Source organism: Micromonospora eburnea (assembly GCF_900090225.1).
Classification (GTDB): Bacteria; Actinomycetota; Actinomycetes; order Mycobacteriales; family Micromonosporaceae; genus Micromonospora; species Micromonospora eburnea.
This window is the reverse complement of sequence record NZ_FMHY01000002.1, coordinates 1,348,729-1,367,517: the sequence shown is the minus strand read 5'-3', so window position 1 is coordinate 1,367,517 and position 18,789 is coordinate 1,348,729. Positions and strand designations below refer to the sequence as shown.

Sequence of the window (18,789 nt, the reverse complement as noted above, 5' to 3'; positions counted from 1 at the left end):
CGGGTGGGGCGGCTGACCAGGGCACTAGCATCTGCGCCCATGCCACCGCTGCGCTCCCTGTTCGGCCGGGCCGAGGCTGCCCCGCCGCCCTACCCGCCGTCCTCCCCCGAGGGGCTCGTCGCGCGCTGGGTGCGGTGGCTGGCGGCGCACGGGCCGATGACGGACCCGATCCACGACACGACCGGCGAGGACGGTGGGCACCACCAGCCCGACGACGTCTGGTTCCTGGCCGGCACCTACGGCGGCACGGTGCGACGGCGCTGCGTGATTCCCGCCGGACGGCCGCTCTTCTTCCCCGCGTTCAACATGTGGCAGGTCGGCTCCGCCCCGGGCGAGGTGCCGGTGGTCGACGGGGCGACCGGGCACGCCAAGATCGACGACGAGCGGGTGCCGCTCGCCACCATCGGCACGGCGACCCCCTTCGAGGTACGGGGTGCCTTCCGCAACGCCGTCACCGGCCGGTCCCGCCCGTACCCGGTCACCTGCTGGGGGCTCTGGGCGAGCCTGCCGCCGCCGGCTCCCGGCGAGCACGAGCTGACCTTCGGCGGCACCGACGGCGGCGAGTTCTCGGTACGGGCGAAGTACCTGCTGGTCGTGAGCTGAGCCGCCCCGGCGGCTGCGGTCAGCGAATGACGCGACCGCGCAGGACGATGCGGAACGGGGTGCGGACCACCCGGAGGTCGCGGCGCGGGTCCTCGGGGTAGACGACCAGGTCGGCGAGGCCGCCCTCGACCAGGCCGGGGAAGCCGAGCCACTCCCGGGCCCGCCAGGAGGCGGCGGCGAGGACGTCCTCGGCGGACATGCCGGCGCGCTCGTGCAGCAGCAGCATCTCCTCGGCGGCCAGCCCGTGGTCGATGCCCCCACCGGCGTCGGTACCGACGTAGATCGGCACGCCCGCCTCGTGCGCGGCCCGGACCACGTCGGGGAAGCGGTCCCGCAGCGCGAGCATGTGGTCGGCGTACCCGGGGAACTTGGGGCGGGCCTGTTCGGCGATGTGCCCGAAGGTCTGAATGTTGATCATCGTGGGGACCAGCGCGGTGCCCTGCCGGGCCATCAGGTCGATCAGGTCGACGCTGAGGCCGGTGCCGTGCTCCACCGAGTCCACCCCGGCCCGCACCATGATCTCCACGGCGGACTCGCTGAAGGTGTGCACGGCGGCGCGTACCCCGGCGGCGTGCGCGGCGGCGACGGCGGCGGTCATGGTGTCCGCGTCCCAGGCCGGGGCGAGGTCGCCCACGCCACGGTCGATCCAGTCACCGACCAGCTTGACCCAGCCGTTGCCGGCGGCGGCCTGCTCGGTCACCGTCGCGGCCACCTCGGCCGCGCCGACCTCCACCCCGATGTCGCGCAGGTAGCGCTTCGGCGGCGCGACGTGCCGGCCGGCGCGGGCCAGTCGCGGCAGCTCCGGGTCGTCGTCGAGCTCCGGGTACGGGTACGGCGAGCCGGCGTCCCGGATGGCGAGCACCCCGGCGTCCCGGTCGACCCGGGCCAGCTCGCGGGCCTGGTCGAGGGTGGTGATCGGGGCGCCGCCCCGGGCGATGCCGATGTGGCAGTGGGCGTCGGTCAGGCCGGGGAGGACGAAGCCGCCCTCGGCGACGGTCTCCGCGCCGGGCACCGGTTCGAAGGTGACCCGGTCGCCGACCAGCCACAGGTCCCGGACCTCGTCGTCCGGCAGGAGCACACCGCGCACATGCAGAGCCATGCGCACAGTCCTACCCGATTACTCCTCGTCAGCGGCGAGCAGGTCATTCCGCCGGGCGGTGCGGGCGGGCAGGTCGATGAGACCGCCCGCCGCCACCGACACGTCAGCGGGGGTGCTTGTCACCACCCTTGCCGAGCTTGTTGAAGTCGATCTTCGGGAGCTTGAAGCCCGGCGGCAGGCCCTGGGCGCCGGCCAGGTCGCCCGGGTCCAGGCCCGGCGGGAGCTGCGGCATGCCACCGGGGAAGCCCCCACCGCCCGGCAGCCCCGCCCCGGTACGCGGCCGGCCGCCACCCTTGGTGCCCTTGCGCTTGTTCTTCGGGGACTTGGTCGCCTTGCGCCGACCCGCGCCGGGCAGGCCCATCATGCCGCCCATCTGCTTCATCATCTTCTGCGCGTCGGCGAAGCGGTTGAGCAGCTGGTTGACGTCCATCACGGTGACGCCGGAGCCGTTGGCGATGCGGGCCCGCCGGGAACCGTTGATGATCTTCGGGTTGACCCGCTCGGCCGGGGTCATCGACCGGATGATCGCGGTGACCCGGTCGAAGTGCTTGTCGTCCAGCTCGGCGAGCTGGTCCTTCATCTGCCCCATGCCGGGCATCATGGCCAGCACGTTGGCGATCGGGCCCATCCGGCGCACCGCGATGAGCTGGTCGAGGAAGTCCTCCAGCGTGAAGGTCTCACCGCCCACCAGCTTGGCGGTCATCTTCTCCTTCTGATCGGCGTCGAAGGCCGCCTCGGCCTGCTCGATCAGGGTGAGGACGTCGCCCATGCCGAGGATCCGGCTGGCCATCCGGTCGGGGTGGAAGACGTCGAAGTCCTCCAGCTTCTCGCCGGTGGAGGCGAAGAGGATCGGCTGCCCGGTGACCTCCCGGACCGACAGCGCGGCACCACCGCGGGCGTCGCCGTCGAGCTTGGAGAGGACCACACCGGTGATGCCCACGCCGTCGCGGAACGCCTCGGCGGTGCGTACCGCGTCCTGACCGACCATCGCGTCGATGACGAAGATGACCTCGTCGGGCTGGACCGCGTCGCGGATGTTGGCCGCCTGCTGCATCATCTCGGCGTCGATACCGAGCCGGCCGGCGGTGTCGACGATCACGATGTCCCGAGCCGCCCGCCTGGCGTGCTCGATCGAGTCGCGGGCCACCTGGACCGGGTCGCCGACGCCGTTGCCGGGCTCCGGGGCGTACACCTCGACGCCGGCCCGGCCGCCGAGCACCTGGAGCTGCCCGACCGCGTTGGGACGCTGGAGGTCGGCGGCGACCAGCAGCGGCTGGTGGCCCTGGGCCTTGAGCCAACGGGCCAGCTTGCCGGCGAGGGTGGTCTTACCGGAACCCTGGAGACCGGCCAGCATGATCACGGTCGGCGGGTGCTTGGCGAACTGGAGCCGCCGCCCCTCGCCGCCGAGAACCGCGACCAGCTCCTCGTTGACGATCTTGATGATCTGCTGCGCCGGGTTCAGCGCCTGGGAGACCTCGGCGCTACGGGCCCGCTCCTTGACGCTCGCGATGAAGCCCTTGACCACCGGCAGGGCGACGTCGGCCTCCAGCAACGCCATCCGGATCTCGCGCGCGGTGGCGTCGATGTCGGCGTCGGTGAGCCGGCCCTTGCCGCGGAGCTTGGTGAAGATCCCGGACAGGCGGTCACTCAAGGTGTCAAACACGCGAACATCCCGTTTGTCGTTTTCGGCGGGCACAAGTCGGCCGGCGCGCACAAGGCCGGCTACCCGCAAGGGTAACGGTCCCACCCGCCCACTGCTTCCCGCCGGCCGGACCGCCGTCAGGAGATCACGAGGCCACCAGCCCCGACTGGTACGCGAAGACCACCAGCTGGGCCCGGTCCCGGGCGGCCAGCTTGACCATGGCCCGGCTGACGTGGGTACGCGCGGTGGCCGGGCTGACCACCAACCGCTCGGCGATCTCGGCGTTGCTCAGCCCCTCGCCGACCAGCCCCACCACCTCCCGCTCCCGGTCGGTGAGGGTGTCGAGCCGCGGGTGCGGCCGGGGCACCCGGGCCGGCCGGGTGGCGAACTCCCGAACCACCCGCCGGGTCACCGACGGCGACAACAGCGCCTCCCCCTCGGCGACCAGCCGGATCGCCCGCAGCAGCTCGACCGGACGGGTGTCCTTGGTGAGAAAGCCGCTGGCCCCGTGCCGGAGCGCGTCGAAGACGTACTCGTCCAGCTCGAAGGTGGTCAGCACGACCACCCGGGTGCCGGCCAGCCCGGGATCGGCCACGATCCGCCGGGTCGCCTCGATGCCGTCGACGCCCGGCATCCGGACGTCCATCAGCACCACGTCGGGGCGCTCCCGCCGGGCCAGCTCGACCGCGCCGAGCCCGTCGGCCGCCTCGCCCACCACCGTCAGGTCGTCCTCGCTCTCCACCAGGGCACGCAGCCCGATCCGGACCAGGTCCTGGTCGTCGGCGAGCAACACCCGGATCATGCGACCTCCTCCGCCGGCAGCGTGACGTACACCCGGAAACCGCCGCCGGGGCCGGGGCCGGCGGCGAACGACCCGCCCAGCACGGTCACCCGCTCCCGCATGCCGGCCAGGCCGTACCCGCCGGACCACTCCGGCCCGGCGACCGGGCCGCGCCCGGTATCGGTGACCTCGATGGTGACCTCGTCGGGCGCGTACCGCAGCCGGACGGTGGCGGTGGCCGGACCGGCGTGGCGCAGCACATTGGTGAGCGACTCCTGCACGACCCGGTAGGCGGCCAGGTCCACGGCGACCGGGAGCGGGCGCGGCTCCCCGTCGACCTCGACGGTCACCGGCACCCCGGCCCCGGCCAGTCGATCGCGCAGCTGCGGCAGCTGGTCCAGCCCGGGGGCGGGGGACCGCTCGTCGGCCGCCTCGTCCCGCCGTACCACGGTGAGCGTCACCCGCAGCTCGTCCAATGCCTCCTTGCTGGTCCGGCTGATCGCGGTCAACGCCGCCTCGGCCTGCTCCGGCCGCTTGCCGAGCAGGTGCAGGGCGATCTCCGCCTGCATGTGGATGGCGGCGAGCCCATGCCCGACCACGTCGTGCACCTCCCGGGCGACCCGCAGCCGCTCGGCGTCGGCCAGCCGGCGGGCCTCGTCCACCCGGTTCCGGGCCGCGCTCTCCCGGCCCAGGCGGACGGTGGTCCCGACCGCGAACGGCACCACCAACCAGGCGGCGGCCCCCATCAGGCCGTCCAGTCCGGTCGGGCGCGCCCCGACGAAGACGTGCACGAGCAGTGCCAGCATCGCGGCCGCGCCGGCCAACGCCGCGGTCCGCAACGGCCGGTACGCGGCGACCGTGTACACCGCGACGAAGAACGAGATCAGGATCGGCCCGTACGGGTAGCCGAGCACCAGGTACGGCGTGGTCGCCCCGGTGACCACGGCCAGGGTGGCCAGCGGCCACCGTCGCCGGACGGCCAGGGCGAGCGCGGCCACCACGACCAGCGGATACGTCGCCCGGCCGGTACTCAGCCCCTGGTTGAGGCCGGCCGGCCCGGTGCCGAACAGGCCGAAGACGACCAGGACCAGGGCGACCAGGGCGTCGAAGACCCGGTCGCCCCAGCCGCTCCGGTTCCGGTCCACGCCGTCCCTCCCCGCCGGCCTCAGCCGATGTCCCGCCGGCCTCAGCCGATGTCCCGTCGACGCAGCAGCGCCCCGCCGACCGCCGCGAACGCGACGAGATAGGCCGCCACCACCACCGCAGCCTGCCCGCCGCCGACCGTCGCCGCCACCCCGGGCGTGTCCGCGGTGGCACCGAGCGCCGCCACCAGCGACCCGGCGTTCGGGCCGGGCAGCCCCTTCTGGAGCTGGGCCACCCAGTCGAGTAGCGGCGCGGCGAGCGCGGCGAGCAGGTTCTGCACCGCGAGCAGCCACACCAGCCCCAACCCGACCGGCAGCGCCACCGCCCGCAGCGCGACGGCGAGCACGGCACCGAGCATGGCCCACATCGTCGCGACGAGCCACCCCGCGCCGATCCCGGTGAGCAGGTCGCCGGCCGACGGCCAGTGGACCGGCTGCGACTCGGCGACCGCGATCAGCACACTCGCCACCGCGCCGAGGGCGAAGATCGAGAGCACCACGGCGAGGGTGGCGGCGGCCAGGACGAGCAGCTTGCCCGCGTACACCTCCAGCCTGGTCGGTCCCTGGGCGAGCACGGTCTTCCAGGTGCCCCAGGCGTACTCGCCGCCGACGGTGAGCACACCGAGGATCAACACGATCGCGCCCAGGAAGACCGGCAGGCCGCCGAGCGAGTTCCCGACCAGCCGGTCGGGCAGCAGCATCGGCAGGGTCCGGTCGGTGTTCGGGCCGGTCGTCCCACCGGCGATGCTGGCGTACGGGAAGACGTAGGTGAAGATCAGGGCGAGCACCAGCGTGATGGCCAGCAGCAACCACGACGCCGGCCGGCGGAGCAGCTTGACCGCCTCGGCCCGGAAGCTACGCGACATCGGCCGTTCCCTTCTCGATGAGGTCGAAGAAGACCTGTTCCAGATCCCGCTCCCGGGTACGCAGTTCCCGCACCGCCACCCCGTCGCCGACCAGCTCGGCGTTGAGCCAGGCGGCCCGGTCCGGCTCGACCGAGAGCTCCAGCCCGCCGTCGACCACCCGTACCCGTTCGGCGCCGACCAGCTCCCGGGCCCGCGTCGCCGCCCGGTCAAGCGGGTCGGCGAGCACCCGCAGCACGGCCGCGCCGCGCAGGTCGGCGACGCTGCCCTCGGCGATCAGCCGCCCCCGGGAGATCACCCCGACCCGGTCGCAGACCTGCTCGACCTCGCCGAGCAGGTGGCTGGAGACCAGCACCGTGCACCCGGACGCGCCGAGCCGCCGGATCAGCGTGCGCATGTCCGCCATGCCGGCCGGGTCGAGGCCGTTGGTCGGCTCGTCGAGGATCAGCAGGCGCGGGTCCTTGAGCAGGGCGGCGGCCACGCCGAGCCGCTGTTTCATGCCCAACGAGTAACCGGCGTACCGGTCGCCGGCCCGGTCGGTCAGGTCGACCAGGTCGAGCACCAACGCGACCCGGTCCGCGCCGACCCCGGCGTAGCGGGCGAGCACCCGCAGGTTCTCCCGCCCCGACAGGTACGGGTAGAAGGCCGGGCCCTCGATCAGCGCCCCGACCCCGGTGAGCCGGCCGGCGCCGGGTGGTCGGCCGAGCAGCCGTACCGTGCCGGCGGTGGGGCGGACCAGCCCGAGCAGCATCCGCAGCGTGGTGGTCTTGCCGGCCCCGTTCGGGCCGAGGAAGCCGTACACCTCGCCGGGATGGACGGTCAGGTCGAGGTCCCGCACGGCGGTCAGGCCGCCGTACCGTTTGGTGAGCCCTTCGGTGTGCACTGGCAGGTTCATGCCCCGAGCGTGCCGCCTGCCGCCTCGCTCACCATCCCCCCACAAGCGGCCCTTCGCCTACGCTCCGCAACGTATCCCCGGGCCATCGGTGAGAGGGGGACCCTTCTCTACCGGAGGCGTTAACAGGGGGCCCTTCCTTACACCGCAGCGAGGAGAGCGGACTCGATGCGGTGGCGGGTGGCGGTGGGGGGCCAGCCGCCGACCAGGTAGAACGCGTCCACCACGTCGCCGCCGAGGGTGGCGATGCGGGCCGCCCGCACCTGGACGCCGGCCTCGTCGAGGGCGCACGTCACCCGGTAGAGCAGCCCGGCCGCGTCGGCGGCGCGCAGTTCCAGCAGCACCGCGTCGGTGGCCGCGTCGCGGTGCCAGACCACCCGCGGCGCGGCGGTGCCCTGGCCACGGGCGGCGAGGGCCCGGCCGCGCAGCCGCTGGATGACCGAGACGTCGCCGCCGACCGCGCGGCGCAGGTCGGCGGTGAGCGCGACGGGGTCGGGCGCCAGGCCGTAGCGCGGCTGGACCCGGCACTCGACCAGGGCCCGGCCGTCGACCGTGGCGGCGTCCGCGGAGATCACCTCCAGCCGGTGCAGGGCCAGGCAGCCGGCCACCGTGGCGAGCAGGCCCCGCCGGTCCGCCGCGGCCACCGACACCCGGTCCTCCCCGAGGTGTACGACCGGCAGCGGCCCCGCGACCAGCGCCGGGTCCGGGGCGGGCGGCGACGGCACCACGCCGGTGTCCAGGGCGGTACGCACCCGGGCGACCAGCTCGGCGACGAGCCGCCCCTTCCAGTCCGACCAGGCGGCCGGCCCGGTGGCGGCGGCGTCGGCCCGGACCAGGGCGTACAGCAGGTCCAGGGTGGTGGTGTCGCCCACCTGTGCGGCGACACCGGCGACGGTCTTCGGGTCGGACAGGTCGCGCCGCGTCGCCACCTCGGGCAGCAGCAGGTGCAGCCGGACCAGCGTGCCGATCAGCGCCGCCTCGGCCTCGGGCAGCCCGATCCGGGTGGCCACCGCCTCGGCCAGCGGCGCGCCGAGCGCGCTGTGGTCCGCACGGGTGTCGGCCCGCCCGGCGGCACCGTCGGCGGCCAGCCCCTTGCCGATGTCGTGCAGGAGCGCGCCGAGCAGCAGCAGGTCGGGGCGGTCCACGTCGCGGGTGTGCCGGCTCGCCTCGTACGCCGTCTGCACCAGGTGCCGGTCGAGGGTGAACCGGTGCACGGGGTTGTGCTGGGGCAGGCTGCGCAGCCGGGTCCACTCGGGCAGCCAGCGGTCGACCAGGCCGTACCGGTCGCAGGTCTCCCAGGCGGGCACCAGACCGGGGCCGGCCCCGAGGAGGGTGATCAGCGCGGCCAGGGCGGCCGGCGGCCACGGCGCGGGCAGCGGCGGGCAGTACGCGGCCAGCCACTCGCAGGTGGCCCGGGCGATCGGGAGCCGGGTGACGGCCGCCGCCGCAGCGACCCGCAGCGACAGGCTGGGGTCGGGCCGGGCGCCGATGGCGGTGCGGGCGAGCACCAGCTCGCCGTCGTGTTCGACGACGTCCCGGGCGACCGGGCGGCGTACGGACCGCCCGTCGCCGCCCCGGCGGCGGCCGGAGCGGAGCCGGTCGGCGGCCCGCCAGGCGTCGTCGAGGGCGTGGCTGACGGTACGGGCGTCCCCGGCGACCCGGCGCAGCAGCGCGTCCCCGTCGTCCATGGCGGCACCGGGTCGGGGCGCGGCGCCAGACGCGCCGGGCTGGAGTTGCCGGAGCCCGAGCAGCTTGGCGACGCCGTCGCGTTCCTGGGCGACGAGCCGGTCGACGCGGCGGCCGACCTGCTGGTGCAGCGCGTCGCGGGTGTCGAGCAGCCGCCGGTGGGCGGCGAGGACGGCCGGGCGTAGCGCATCGGTGACGCCGGCGGTGGCGATGGCGCGCAGGATGCCCACGTCCCGCAGCCCGCCGGCGGCCTCCTTCAGGTCGCCTTCGAGCAGGAAGGCCAGCTCGCCGTGGGTGGCCCAGCGCGCGGTGGTGATCTCGCGCAGCCGCGGCAGCCGCCGGACGGCGGTGCGCCGCCAGTGGTCGGTCGCGGTACCGATGAGCTGGTCGGCGAGCGCCCGGTCACCGGCGAGGTAGCGGGCGTCGAGCAGGCCGAGGGCGACCTTCACGTCGTCCTGGGCGACGGAGAGCGCCTCGGCGACGGTGCGGACCGAGTGGTCGAGCCGCAGACCGGCGTCCCAGACCGGGTACCAGAGCGAAGCGGCCAACTCCTCGATGCCGGGCAGCCCGGCGTGCAGCAGCACCAGGTCGAGATCCCCGTACGGCGCGCATTCCCGCCGCCCCAACCCCCGACCGCGACCAGCGCAACCCCCTCCCGATCGGGAAAGAAGGACTCCAACCACCCGCCGATCGCGTCCGCCCGCGCCCCCCGCGCCTCCGCCCCCACCCCGCCGGGTACGCCGACGACCCCGTTGATCAAGAGGTTCGCGGCGCCGTTGCCCGGATGTCCGGACGCGTTCCCCTTGGTCAACGAGGTCATCGAGGTTGTGCCTCCTACAGCGCGTCCAGGCCGCGTTCGCCGGTGCGGACCCGGACGACCTCCTCGACGCCGGTCACCCAGACCTTGCCGTCGCCGATCTTGCCGGTCCGCGCGGCGGCCACGATGGCGTCGACGACCTTGTCCACGTCCATCTCGTCGGTGAGCACCTCGACCCTGATCTTGGGCAGGAACTCGACCGTGTACTCGGCGCCCCGGTAGACCTCGGTGTGCCCCTTCTGCCGGCCGTAGCCCTGGACCTCGCTGACGGTCAGGCCGGCCACGCCGAGGGCGTGCAGCGCCTCCTTCACCGCGTCCAGCTGGTACGGCTTGATGACCGCGGTCACCAGCTTCATGTCCATCCCCTCCATCCCAGGAACGTTAACCGGCGACCTTCTCGCTGACCGGCTCGGCGGGCTCGTCCACCTCGTCGGTGGCCGCCGCGACCGGCTTGGCGGCACCGATCCCGGCCATCGCGAACGCGCCACCGGCGCCGCCGCCGGTGGTCGGCGACAGGTCGTACGCGCTCTCCGCGTGCTCGGCGACGTCGATGCCGTCGACCTCCGCCTCGGCGGAGACCCGGAACCCGATCGTCTTGTCGATCACGAAGCCGAGGGCGTAGGCGACCGCGAAGGAGTAGACCGTCACGATCAGCGCACCGAGCGCCTGCTTGCCGAGCAGGGTGGCGTCACCGCCGACCAGCAGGCCGTCGCTGGCCACCAGCGAGCTGACCGAGGCGGTGCCGAAGAGGCCGATCCAGAGGCACCCGATCCACCCACCGACGAAGTGCACGCCGACCACGTCCAGGGAGTCGTCGTAGCCGAACCGGTACTTCAGGCCCACCGCGAGGGCGCAGGCCGCACCGGCGACGAGGCCCAGCAGCACCGACGCGGCCGGGGTGAGGAACGCACACGCCGGGGTGACCGCGACGAGGCCGGCCACCGCGCCCGAGGAGGCGCCGACCAGGGTGGGCCTGCCGTCGCGCACCCACTCCACGACGATCCAGCCGAGCAGGGCGGCGGCCGTGGCCACCTGGGTGTTGATGAAGGCCAGCGCGGTGACCCCGTCGGCGGTCAACTCGGAGCCGGCGTTGAAGCCGAACCAGCCGAACCAGAGCAGCGCGGCGCCGAGCGCGACGAACGGGACGTTGTGCGGCTTGGTGCTCTCCCGGGGCCAGCCGACCCGCTTGCCGAGGACCAGCGTCAGGGCGAGCGCCGCGGCCCCGGCGTTGATGTGCACCGCGGTTCCACCGGCGAAGTCCAGGGCGCCGATGTCGCCGCCGATGAGACCACCGCCCCAGACCATGTGGGCGACCGGAAAGTAGACCAGGGTGGCCCAGCCGAAGGCGAACACCAGCCAGCCGGCGAACCTGGTCCGGTCGGAGAGCGCGCCGCTGATCAGGGCGACGGTGATGACGGCGAACATCATCTGGAACGCAATGAAGACGTAGATCGGGATGCCGGTCTCGCCCCAGAGGTCGCCCTCCCCGACGAACGTCCTGGTGCCGAGGTACTGCCCCAGGTCGCCGATGAACCTGCCGCCCTCCCCGAAGGCGACGGTGAAGCCGTAGAAAAGCCACAGGATGCTGACGAGCCCGATGGACGAGAAGCTCATCATCATCATGTTCAGTACGCCCTTGGACCGGTTCAGCCCGCCGTAGAACAGGGCCAGACCGGGGGTCATGAGCAGCACGAGCGCAGACGACAGGAGCAACCAGGCGGTGTTGCCGGTGTTGATCTCCACGCTGCCTCCTCTCGGTGTGGATGTCCTCCCTCCGACTGAGATGTGGCAGCGTCGCCCGTCAGCCGGCTGCGCGGAAGCTTGCTCGCCGGCTGTTTCCTCCACCGGCACCGCCCGATTTCCGCCCCGTGACGGGATGTTTCCGGCGTGTGAAGAACACTGATCTTGGCCCGGAAACGGAAAAGCGGCCGCTCCGGGGAGGAGCCGGCCACTTTTCCCGCTCGGTCAGCGCAGCGCGTACTCCAGGGCGTGCCGCTCGTAGTCGATCAGCCGCAGGTCACGCATCGGGCGACGCAGGTGACCCTTGTGCACGATCCGGACGAACGCCGGTTCCCCGGCCGCGGCCATCCGCCGGATGCCCTCGACGTGATCCACGACCCGCTTCCGGATGGTCCGGACCAGGCGGTGCCGGTCACGCGGGATCAGCCCGTACGCGTCGGCGAAGAGCCGCAGCCGGCGCGGCCGGTCCGGCCGCTTCCAGCCCAGCGTGATCGAGTCCCGGTCGGAGAAGATCGGCACCCAGGTCCAGGCCGCGTACGCCACGTCGTAGATCCGCGCGCCCGGCGATGCCAGGTCGAAGTCGATCAGGCCGAGCGTGCCGTCCGGCCGCCAGATCACGTTGTGCGGGGCGGCGTCGTGGTGGCAGATCACCTCGGTGTCCGGCGGGGGTGGGCCGAACGAACGCCAGACGGCACCCGGCGGCGGGGTGAAGCCGTACTGGGCGTCGTGGAACATCCGCAGCATGGTGGCCACGGTCACCAGCGCCTCGTCGGTGACCCAGTGCGGAGCCAGCGGGTATTCCCCGCACTCCCCCTCCAGGTACGACAGGACCTCCCGGTTGCGCTCGTCCATGCCGAGGGCGCGGGGGGCGCCGGTGAAGCCGACGTACTCCAGGTGCCGCAGCAGCGCGTGCACCGAGGGGGTCCAGGGGCCGGCGTTGCGCCGGACCGTGTCGCCCACCCGGACCACGGTGCTGACGTTCCCGCCGTGCAGCGGGATCTCCTGCGAGGTCACGTACGGCCTCCCGAGGCGCGGCGCCAGGTGGTGGCTGGGGTCGCGCCACCCCGCGTAGGCGCGATCGTCACTCGTCACGTCGAGGCTACGCGTCCCGGGCGAGCGGCTCGGTGCCGAGCAACGCGTCGACGAACTGCGCCGGGTCGAACGGGGCCAGGTCGTCCGGGCCCTCGCCGAGGCCGACCAGCTTGACCGGGATGCCGAGCTTGCGCTGCACGGCGATCACGATGCCGCCCTTGGCGGTCCCGTCGAGCTTGGTCAACACCACGCCGGTCACGTTCACCACCTCGGTGAAGACCCGGGCCTGCTCCAGGCCGTTCTGCCCGGTGGTGGCGTCGAGCACCAGCAGGGTCTCGTCGATCGGGCCGTGCTTCTCCACCACCCGCTTGACCTTGCCCAGCTCGTCCATCAGGCCGATCTTGTTCTGCAGGCGGCCGGCGGTGTCCACCAGCACGGTGTCGACCCTGGTGTCGATGCCGCGCCGGACCGCGTCGAAGGCGACGCTGGCCGGATCCGCGGCCTCCGGCCCGCGCACCGTCTCCGCGCCGACCCGACTGCCCCAGGTCTCCAGCTGGTCGGCGGCGGCGGCCCGGAACGTGTCGGCCGCGCCGAGCAGCACGGTGCGGCCGTCGGCGATCAGCACCCGGGCGATCTTGCCGCAGGTGGTGGTCTTGCCGGCGCCGTTGACCCCGACGACCAGCACCACGGCCGGCACGTCCACCTTGGGGGCGGTCCTCAGCGACCGGTCCAGGGCCGGGTCGAGGGCGTTGACCAGCTCGGCGGCGAGCAGGGCACGCAGCTCGGTGGTGGAGCGGGTGCCGAGCACCCGGGTCCGTTCGCGGAGCCGGTCGACGATCTCCCGGGTGGCGTCGATGCCGACGTCGGCGGTGATCAGGCTGTCCTCGATCTCCTCCCAGGCGTCCTCGTCCAGGTGTTCGCGGGTGAGCAGGCCGAGCAGGCCCCGACCGAAGACGTTCTGCGAGCGGGACAGCCGGGAGCGCAGCCGGACCAGCCGGCCGGCGGTGGGCTCGGGCACCTCGATGGTGATCGCCGGTGCCTCGACCACCGGCGGCTCGACCAGCACGCCGGTGGAGACCTCCGGCGCCTCTTCGACCGGCGGAGCGGCCAGCTCCTCCTCGGCGCGGGTCTCGGCCTCCACTTCCTCGGCACGCCGGCGCAGCCGGGGCACCACGAGGCTGAGGCCGCCGAGGATCAGCACGCCGAGCAGGGCGAGTGCGATGAGGAGGTATTCCTTCATGCCCGAAATCCTGTCAGATGCCGGCGACGGCGTCCCACTCACCGCCTCCGTCCCCGCGAGCGAGCTGCCGATACGCTCGCCGCAGCCAGGCGTGCCGAACCCGCCGTCCGGGTAGAAACGGTGAAACATTCTCCCTCGGAGGTGCTCCGTGCCCAGCTCTCGCCTGCTCATCGGCCCGCTGTTGAGACGGGTCGTCGGCACGCGGGCGACCGTCTGGGTGGAGACCAGCGCGCCCGCGTCGGTCACCGTCCGCACGGCCGGCGGCGCCACCGGCACCGCGCCGACCTTCTCGGCGTACGACCACCACTACGCGATCGTGGTGGTGACGGGGCTCACCCCGGACAGCGCCACGACCTACCAGGTGCTGATCGACGACGAGGTCGCCTGGCCGGTGCCGGAGAGCGGCTTCCCGCCCAGCGTGATCCGGACCCGGGCGGCCGACGACCGGGACCAGCCGGTGAACCTGCTCTTCGGCTCGTGCCGGGAGACCACCCAGCACGCGACCGCCCGGAGGCTGCCGCCGGACGCGCTCGACGCGTACGCCCGACGGTTGATCGCCGACCCGGATCCCGCCGGCCTGCCCGACCTGCTGGTGCTGCTCGGCGACCAGGTCTACGCCGACGTCACCTCGCCGACCGTGCGCAAGCTGCTCAGGCGGCGTCGGCGCCGGCCCGCGGGCGCCCCGGCCACCCAGGTGGTCAGCTTCGACGAGTACACCAAGCTCTATCTGGAGTCCTGGCGCGACCCGGAGATCCGTTGGCTGCTCTCCACGGTGCCCAGCGTGATGATTTTCGACGACCACGAGGTGATCGACGACTGGAACACCTCGGCGTCGTGGCGGGCGGACATGCGCGGCCAGCCGTGGTGGGCCGAGCGGATCCGCAGCGGCCTCGCCTCGTACTGGGTCTACCAGCACCTGGGCAACCTCTCGCCGGACGAGATCGCCGCCGACCCGCTGTACGCCAAGGTCATCGCCACCGAGGACGCCACCGGTGTGCTGCACGAGTTCGGCGAGCGGGTCGACCGGGAGGCAGACGTCGCGCACGACACCGAGCGGTGGAGAGCGGTGCAGTACCAGTGGAGCTACGCCCTAAATCTGGGACGTACCCGGCTGGTGATGCTGGACAACCGGTCCAGCCGGGTGCTGGAGTCCGGCAACCGGGCGATGCTGCCGCCGGGCGAGTGGTCGTGGTTCCTCGACCGCGCGCACGGCGTCTACGACCACCTGGTGGTCGGCGCCTCGCTGCCCTGGCTGCTGCCGCCCGGCATCCACCACGTCGAGGCGTGGAACGAGAAGCTCGCCGACTCCCGCCGACCCTGGGTGGCGAAGGCCTCCGAGTGGCTGCGCCGGGCCCTGGACCTGGAACACTGGGCGTCGTTCCGGCGCTCGTTCGACGCCCTCGGCGAGCTCTTCGCCCGGCTGGGCAGCGGCACCCCGGGCGGCAGCGGGGCGCGGGTCGGCGCCGGGCCGGCGTACGCGCCACCCGCCTCGATCAGTGTGCTCTCCGGTGACGTGCACCACTCGTATGTGGCCCGGGCGCGGTTCGCCGACCGAACCGTCCACACACCGGTGCACCAGCTCACCTGCTCGCCGATCCACAACCAGGTGCCGGCGGCGATGCGGCCGCTGATGCGGCTGGGCTGGAACCCGGGGCCGGCCGCCGCCACCCGGGCTCTCGCGCGCGCCGCCGGAGTGGGCCGGCCGAGCGTCCGGTGGCGGAGGCTGGCCGGGCCGTACTTCGGCAACGCGGTGGCCACGCTGACCCACCGGGGGCGGTCGGCCGAGGTGGTGATCGAGGGCACCACCGCCGACGGGCAGCTCCACGAGGTGGCACGGCAGGCGCTCAGCGATCAGGCGTGAGTACGCTCAGCCCGTGGACGATCACCTTCCGGAGACCCTGCGCGCGGTGGAGGACGAGCTGACCGCGCTGCTGCGCCGCGGGCGGGCGCTGTCCTGGGAGGTCGCCCGGGAGGTGCACCCCAACCTGGAGCCGAACACGTACGGTCTGCTGCTCTGGCTGCGCCGGTCGGGCTCGATCCGGCTGACCGACCTGGCCGCCCGGCTGGGCATCGGCAAGGGCACGCTCAGCCGGCAGATCGCCGGGCTCGAAGGGCTGGGGCTGGTCCGCCGCGACCCGGACCCGAGCGATCGACGGGCGGCGCAGCTCAGCCTCACCGAGGAGGGCAGCCGCCGGTTCGACGCGGCACGGGCGGCCCGATTCGAACAGATCCGCCGTACGCTGCGGAACTGGCCGGAACGGGACGTCGAGAACTTCGCCCGACTGCTGCACCGGTTCAACGAGACCTTCTGAGGCCCGAGAGGGCGGGAATAAGGCCGGCGCCATCCCAAGTTGTTGCTTGAGGCAACCAAGCCGAACCCTCGATCCCCCCACTCTCCCTCCGGAGGCATCCCACGATGACGCAGGCGACAGCGCCCACCCGGGCGACCGCCGTCGGCATGACCCACCGGCAGATCCTGGAGGCGCTCTCCGGCCTGCTGCTGGGCATGTTCGTCGCGATCCTCTCCTCCACGGTCGTCTCCAACGCGCTGCCGCGGATCATCACCGAGTTGCACGGCGGCCAGTCCGCGTACACCTGGGTGGTCACCTCGACGCTGCTGGCGACCACCGCGACCACTCCGATCTGGGGCAAGCTCGCCGACCTGATCAGCAAAAAGCTCCTGGTCCAGCTCGCCCTCGGGATCTTCGTGCTGGGCTCGGTGCTGGCCGGTCAGTCCCAGTCCACCGGCGAACTGATCGCCTGCCGAGTGCTCCAGGGCGTCGGCGCGGGCGGCCTGACCGCCCTCGCCCAGGTGATCATGGCCACGATGATCGCCCCGCGTGAGCGTGGCCGGTACAGCGGCTACCTCGGCGCGGTGATGGCCGTCGGCACCATCGGCGGCCCGCTGATCGGTGGCGTGATCGTCGACACCGCCTGGCTCGGCTGGCGCTGGTGCTTCTACGTCGGCGTGCCGTTCGCGGTCCTCGCCCTGATCGTGCTTCAGAAGACCCTGCACCTGCCGGTCGTGAAGCGCCCGGCGAAGATCGACTGGTGGGGCGCGACGCTGATCACCGCAGCCGTGTCGCTGCTGCTGATCTGGGTCACCCTGGCCGGCGACCGGTACGAGTGGATCTCCTGGCAGAGCGCGGTCATGGTGGCCGGTGCGATGCTGCTCGGCGCGCTCGCCATCCGGGTGGAGCAGCGGGCCGACGAGCCGATGATCCCGCCGCGCCTGTTCCGCAACCGCACCATCACCCTCGCCGTGGTCGCCAGCGTCGCGGTCGGCGTGGGCATGTTCGGCGCCTCGGTCTTCCTCGGCCAGTACTTCCAGATCAGCCGCGGCGAGAGCCCGACCATGTCCGGCCTGATGACCCTGCCGATGATCGGCGGCCTGCTGGTCGCCTCCACCGTGGTCGGCCGGATCATCACCAACACCGGCCGCTGGAAGCGTTACCTGGTCGCCGGCTCGGCCCTGCTCACGGTCGGCTTCGTCCTGATGGGCACGGTGCGCGCGGACACACCGTACTGGCGGCTCGCCATCTTCATGGCGCTGATCGGTCTCGGGCTGGGCATGACCATGCAGAACCTGGTCCTCGCCGTGCAGAACACCGTCGGCACGCACGAGCTCGGCGTGGCCAGCTCGACGGTCGCGTTCTTCCGCAGCCTCGGCGGCGCGATCGGCGTGAGCGCCCTCGGCGCGGTGCTCGCCCACAAGGTCAAGGACTACCTGGCCGACGGGCTGGCCGGGCTCGGCATGCGGGCCTCCGGCTCCGGCAGCGGCGGCACCCTGCCCGACGTACACACCCTGCCCGCCCCGATCCGCGCGGTGGTCGAGTCCGCGTACGGGCACGGCGCCGGGGACATCTTCCTGGCCGCCGCCCCGTTCGGGCTGATCGCCCTGATCGCGGTCGCCCTCATCAAGGAGGTGCCGCTGCGCCAGCACACGACCTCCACCGAGGCCGGGCGGGAGGCGACCGTCGCGGCCGGGAACAACGCCCCGGTGGTACGCACCGGCGGCCAGGAGTGACCCATGAGCGAGCGAATCGGCCAGGTCCCCGACCGCAGGGAGGCGGCGGCATGAGCGAGCGGAGCGAGCGAATCGGCCAGCTCAGCGCGTCGGTGCCTCATGCCGTCGCCGACCGCAGGGAGGCGGCGGCATGAGCACGCCGGTCGAGCGTGAGGAGTACGGCCCGGAGTCCCGGCCGCTGCCGTTCGAACGTGGCACGGACGGGCCTCGGGTGGTGCTGGTCGGCGTGGACGGCAGCCGCACCTCGCTGCGGGCCGCCTCGTACGCGGCCGGGCTGGCCCGCCGGCAGCGCTCCGGCCTGGTGGTGGTCTTCGTCAGCTCCCCGGCCCCGTACGCCGCGATGATGTCGGGCGTGGTGGCCGGGGCGGTCCAGCAGACCCACGACGAGTTGGCCGCCGAGTTGCGCGACGAGTGCCGGCGCGGCGCGGAGGAGCTGGGCCTGCCGGTCACGTTCCTGTGCCGGCGGGGCGACGCGTACACCGAGCTGTGTGCGGCGGCCGACGAGTTCCGCGCGGACCTGGTGGTGGTCGGGGCGTCCGAGCAAGCCGGGCACCGTCTGGTCGGCTCGGTCGCCACCCGCCTGGTCCGCACCGGCCGCTGGCCCGTCGTCGTGGTGCCCTGAAATGCAAGGAGGGGCCCCCTGTTAACGCCTCGCGTTGTATAGGGGGCCCCTCCTAACATCGCCGGATGACCTGGAGAGCGCCGGAAATCACCCGGAAGAACGAGCCCTACGTCGGCGACGAGCGCACCATGCTGGAAGGCTGGCTCGAATACCACCGCGACACCCTGCTACTCAAGTGTGCCGGGCTGACCGCCGAGCAGTTGCGCACGGCGAGCGTCGAGCCCTCGGCGCTGACCCTGCTCGGCCTGGTCCGGCACCTGGCCGAGGTGGAGGCCTGGTGGTTCCGGGAGAACTTCGCCAGACAGTCGGTCGACTACCCGTACTACATCCCGGATAATCCGGACGCCGACCACGACGTCAGCAACGCCGACGCCGAGGCCGACTTCGCCACGTACCAGCGCGAGGTCGAGCTGGCCCGCGCCGCCGCAGCCGGCCGTTCCCTGGACGAGACCTTCATCGAGGTCGGCCCGAAGAAGCGCACCTTCAACCTGCGCTGGGTGTACGTGCACATGATCGAGGAGTACGCCCGGCACAACGGCCACGCCGACCTGATCCGCGAACGGATCGACGGCGTAACCGGCGACTGACCTGCCCCGGCTCGGC

Annotated in this window: 16 protein-coding genes and 1 pseudogene; 6 read left to right on the top strand and 11 right to left on the bottom strand. The window is 73.1% G+C overall.

All coding sequences use genetic code 11. The annotated features are described in order from the left end of the window. Window positions 1-39 precede the first annotated feature (39 nt). The gene (locus tag GA0070604_RS06530; protein WP_091115758.1) at window positions 40-603 is read left to right on the top strand and encodes a hypothetical protein; all 564 of its coding nucleotides are present in this window, start codon (window positions 40-42) and stop codon (window positions 601-603) included. A gap of 19 nt (window positions 604-622) precedes the next feature. Here GA0070604_RS06530 and GA0070604_RS06525 read toward each other — a convergent pair whose 3' ends face one another. The 11 genes and pseudogenes from GA0070604_RS06525 to ftsY form a co-directional block, all read right to left on the bottom strand. Continuing rightward, window positions 623-1,702: an amidohydrolase family protein gene (locus tag GA0070604_RS06525; protein WP_091115754.1), complete on the bottom strand. Its 1,080-nt coding sequence runs from the start codon at window positions 1,700-1,702 to the stop codon at window positions 623-625. 103 nt (window positions 1,703-1,805) lie between these two features. Continuing rightward, entirely contained in the window at window positions 1,806-3,365 is a 1,560-nt protein-coding gene (gene ffh, locus GA0070604_RS06520) for a signal recognition particle protein (protein ID WP_091115751.1), read from the bottom strand. Between the two features lie 124 nt (window positions 3,366-3,489). Then, window positions 3,490-4,146 (bottom strand): response regulator transcription factor, encoded by a 657-nt coding sequence (locus GA0070604_RS06515; RefSeq protein WP_091115748.1) that lies wholly within the window; start codon window positions 4,144-4,146, stop codon window positions 3,490-3,492. Then, window positions 4,143-5,270, bottom strand: coding sequence for a sensor histidine kinase (locus tag GA0070604_RS06510; RefSeq protein WP_091115745.1), 1,128 nt, complete (start codon window positions 5,268-5,270; stop codon window positions 4,143-4,145). Before GA0070604_RS06510 ends, GA0070604_RS06515 begins: the two co-directional genes overlap by 4 nt. Before the next feature lie 41 nt (window positions 5,271-5,311). After that, entirely contained in the window at window positions 5,312-6,133 is an 822-nt protein-coding gene (locus GA0070604_RS06505; RefSeq protein WP_091115741.1) for an ABC transporter permease, read from the bottom strand. Continuing rightward, entirely contained in the window at window positions 6,123-7,025 is a 903-nt protein-coding gene (locus tag GA0070604_RS06500; protein ID WP_091115738.1) for an ABC transporter ATP-binding protein, read from the bottom strand. The genes GA0070604_RS06505 and GA0070604_RS06500 overlap by 11 nt, the downstream gene beginning before the upstream one ends. Window positions 7,026-7,162: 137 nt before the next feature. Next, window positions 7,163-9,528, bottom strand: a pseudogene (locus tag GA0070604_RS06495) ([protein-PII] uridylyltransferase). A gap of 14 nt (window positions 9,529-9,542) precedes the next feature. Beyond that, window positions 9,543-9,881, bottom strand: a complete 339-nt coding sequence (locus GA0070604_RS06490) for a P-II family nitrogen regulator (RefSeq protein WP_067307311.1) — start codon at window positions 9,879-9,881, stop codon at window positions 9,543-9,545. Between the two features lie 25 nt (window positions 9,882-9,906). Further along, a complete protein-coding gene (locus GA0070604_RS06485) occupies window positions 9,907-11,208 on the bottom strand; it encodes an ammonium transporter (RefSeq protein ID WP_244162163.1) in 1,302 nt (433 codons plus the stop codon). A 282-nt stretch (window positions 11,209-11,490) separates the two neighbouring features. Continuing rightward, window positions 11,491-12,357, bottom strand: coding sequence for an aminoglycoside phosphotransferase family protein (locus tag GA0070604_RS06480; protein ID WP_208601979.1), 867 nt, complete (start codon window positions 12,355-12,357; stop codon window positions 11,491-11,493). Window positions 12,358-12,364: 7 nt separating this feature from the next. Beyond that, window positions 12,365-13,537: a signal recognition particle-docking protein FtsY gene (gene ftsY / locus GA0070604_RS06475; protein WP_091115724.1), complete on the bottom strand. Its 1,173-nt coding sequence runs from the start codon at window positions 13,535-13,537 to the stop codon at window positions 12,365-12,367. Window positions 13,538-13,685: 148 nt separating this feature from the next. On the opposite strand from ftsY, the gene GA0070604_RS06470 reads away from it, so the two are divergent. The 5 genes from GA0070604_RS06470 to GA0070604_RS06450 all read left to right on the top strand — a co-directional run bounded on the left by GA0070604_RS06470 (window position 13,686) and on the right by GA0070604_RS06450 (window position 18,773). Further along, window positions 13,686-15,398, top strand: a complete 1,713-nt coding sequence (locus tag GA0070604_RS06470) for an alkaline phosphatase D family protein (RefSeq protein WP_091115721.1) — start codon at window positions 13,686-13,688, stop codon at window positions 15,396-15,398. Between the two features lie 13 nt (window positions 15,399-15,411). Then, complete coding sequence (locus tag GA0070604_RS06465; protein ID WP_091115717.1) at window positions 15,412-15,849, top strand: MarR family winged helix-turn-helix transcriptional regulator; 438 nt, start codon at window positions 15,412-15,414, stop codon at window positions 15,847-15,849. 104 nt (window positions 15,850-15,953) lie between these two features. Then, complete coding sequence (locus GA0070604_RS06460; protein ID WP_091115713.1) at window positions 15,954-17,564, top strand: MDR family MFS transporter; 1,611 nt, start codon at window positions 15,954-15,956, stop codon at window positions 17,562-17,564. A 130-nt stretch (window positions 17,565-17,694) separates the two neighbouring features. Next, a complete protein-coding gene (locus tag GA0070604_RS06455) occupies window positions 17,695-18,186 on the top strand; it encodes a universal stress protein (RefSeq protein WP_091115710.1) in 492 nt (163 codons plus the stop codon). Between the two features lie 65 nt (window positions 18,187-18,251). Next, window positions 18,252-18,773, top strand: coding sequence for a DinB family protein (locus GA0070604_RS06450; RefSeq protein ID WP_091115707.1), 522 nt, complete (start codon window positions 18,252-18,254; stop codon window positions 18,771-18,773). Window positions 18,774-18,789: the final 16 nt, after the last annotated feature.

Bases quoted from the DNA above. Each gene is read 5' to 3' on its own strand.
- GA0070604_RS06530 (WP_091115758.1), top strand. From the start codon at position 40: ATGCCACCGCTGCGCTCCCTGTTCGGCCGGGCCGAGGCTGCCCCGCCG.
- GA0070604_RS06525 (WP_091115754.1), bottom strand. From the start codon at position 1,702: ATGGCTCTGCATGTGCGCGGTGTGCTCCTGCCGGACGACGAGGTCCGG.
- GA0070604_RS06515 (WP_091115748.1), bottom strand. From the start codon at position 4,146: ATGATCCGGGTGTTGCTCGCCGACGACCAGGACCTGGTCCGGATCGGG.
- GA0070604_RS06505 (WP_091115741.1), bottom strand. From the start codon at position 6,133: ATGTCGCGTAGCTTCCGGGCCGAGGCGGTCAAGCTGCTCCGCCGGCCG.
- GA0070604_RS06500 (WP_091115738.1), bottom strand. From the start codon at position 7,025: ATGAACCTGCCAGTGCACACCGAAGGGCTCACCAAACGGTACGGCGGC.
- GA0070604_RS06490 (WP_067307311.1), bottom strand. From the start codon at position 9,881: ATGAAGCTGGTGACCGCGGTCATCAAGCCGTACCAGCTGGACGCGGTG.
- GA0070604_RS06485 (WP_244162163.1), bottom strand. From the start codon at position 11,208: ATGACCCCCGGTCTGGCCCTGTTCTACGGCGGGCTGAACCGGTCCAAG.
- ftsY (WP_091115724.1), bottom strand. From the start codon at position 13,537: ATGAAGGAATACCTCCTCATCGCACTCGCCCTGCTCGGCGTGCTGATC.
- GA0070604_RS06460 (WP_091115713.1), top strand. From the start codon at position 15,954: ATGACGCAGGCGACAGCGCCCACCCGGGCGACCGCCGTCGGCATGACC.
- GA0070604_RS06455 (WP_091115710.1), top strand. From the start codon at position 17,695: ATGAGCACGCCGGTCGAGCGTGAGGAGTACGGCCCGGAGTCCCGGCCG.
- GA0070604_RS06450 (WP_091115707.1), top strand. From the start codon at position 18,252: ATGACCTGGAGAGCGCCGGAAATCACCCGGAAGAACGAGCCCTACGTC.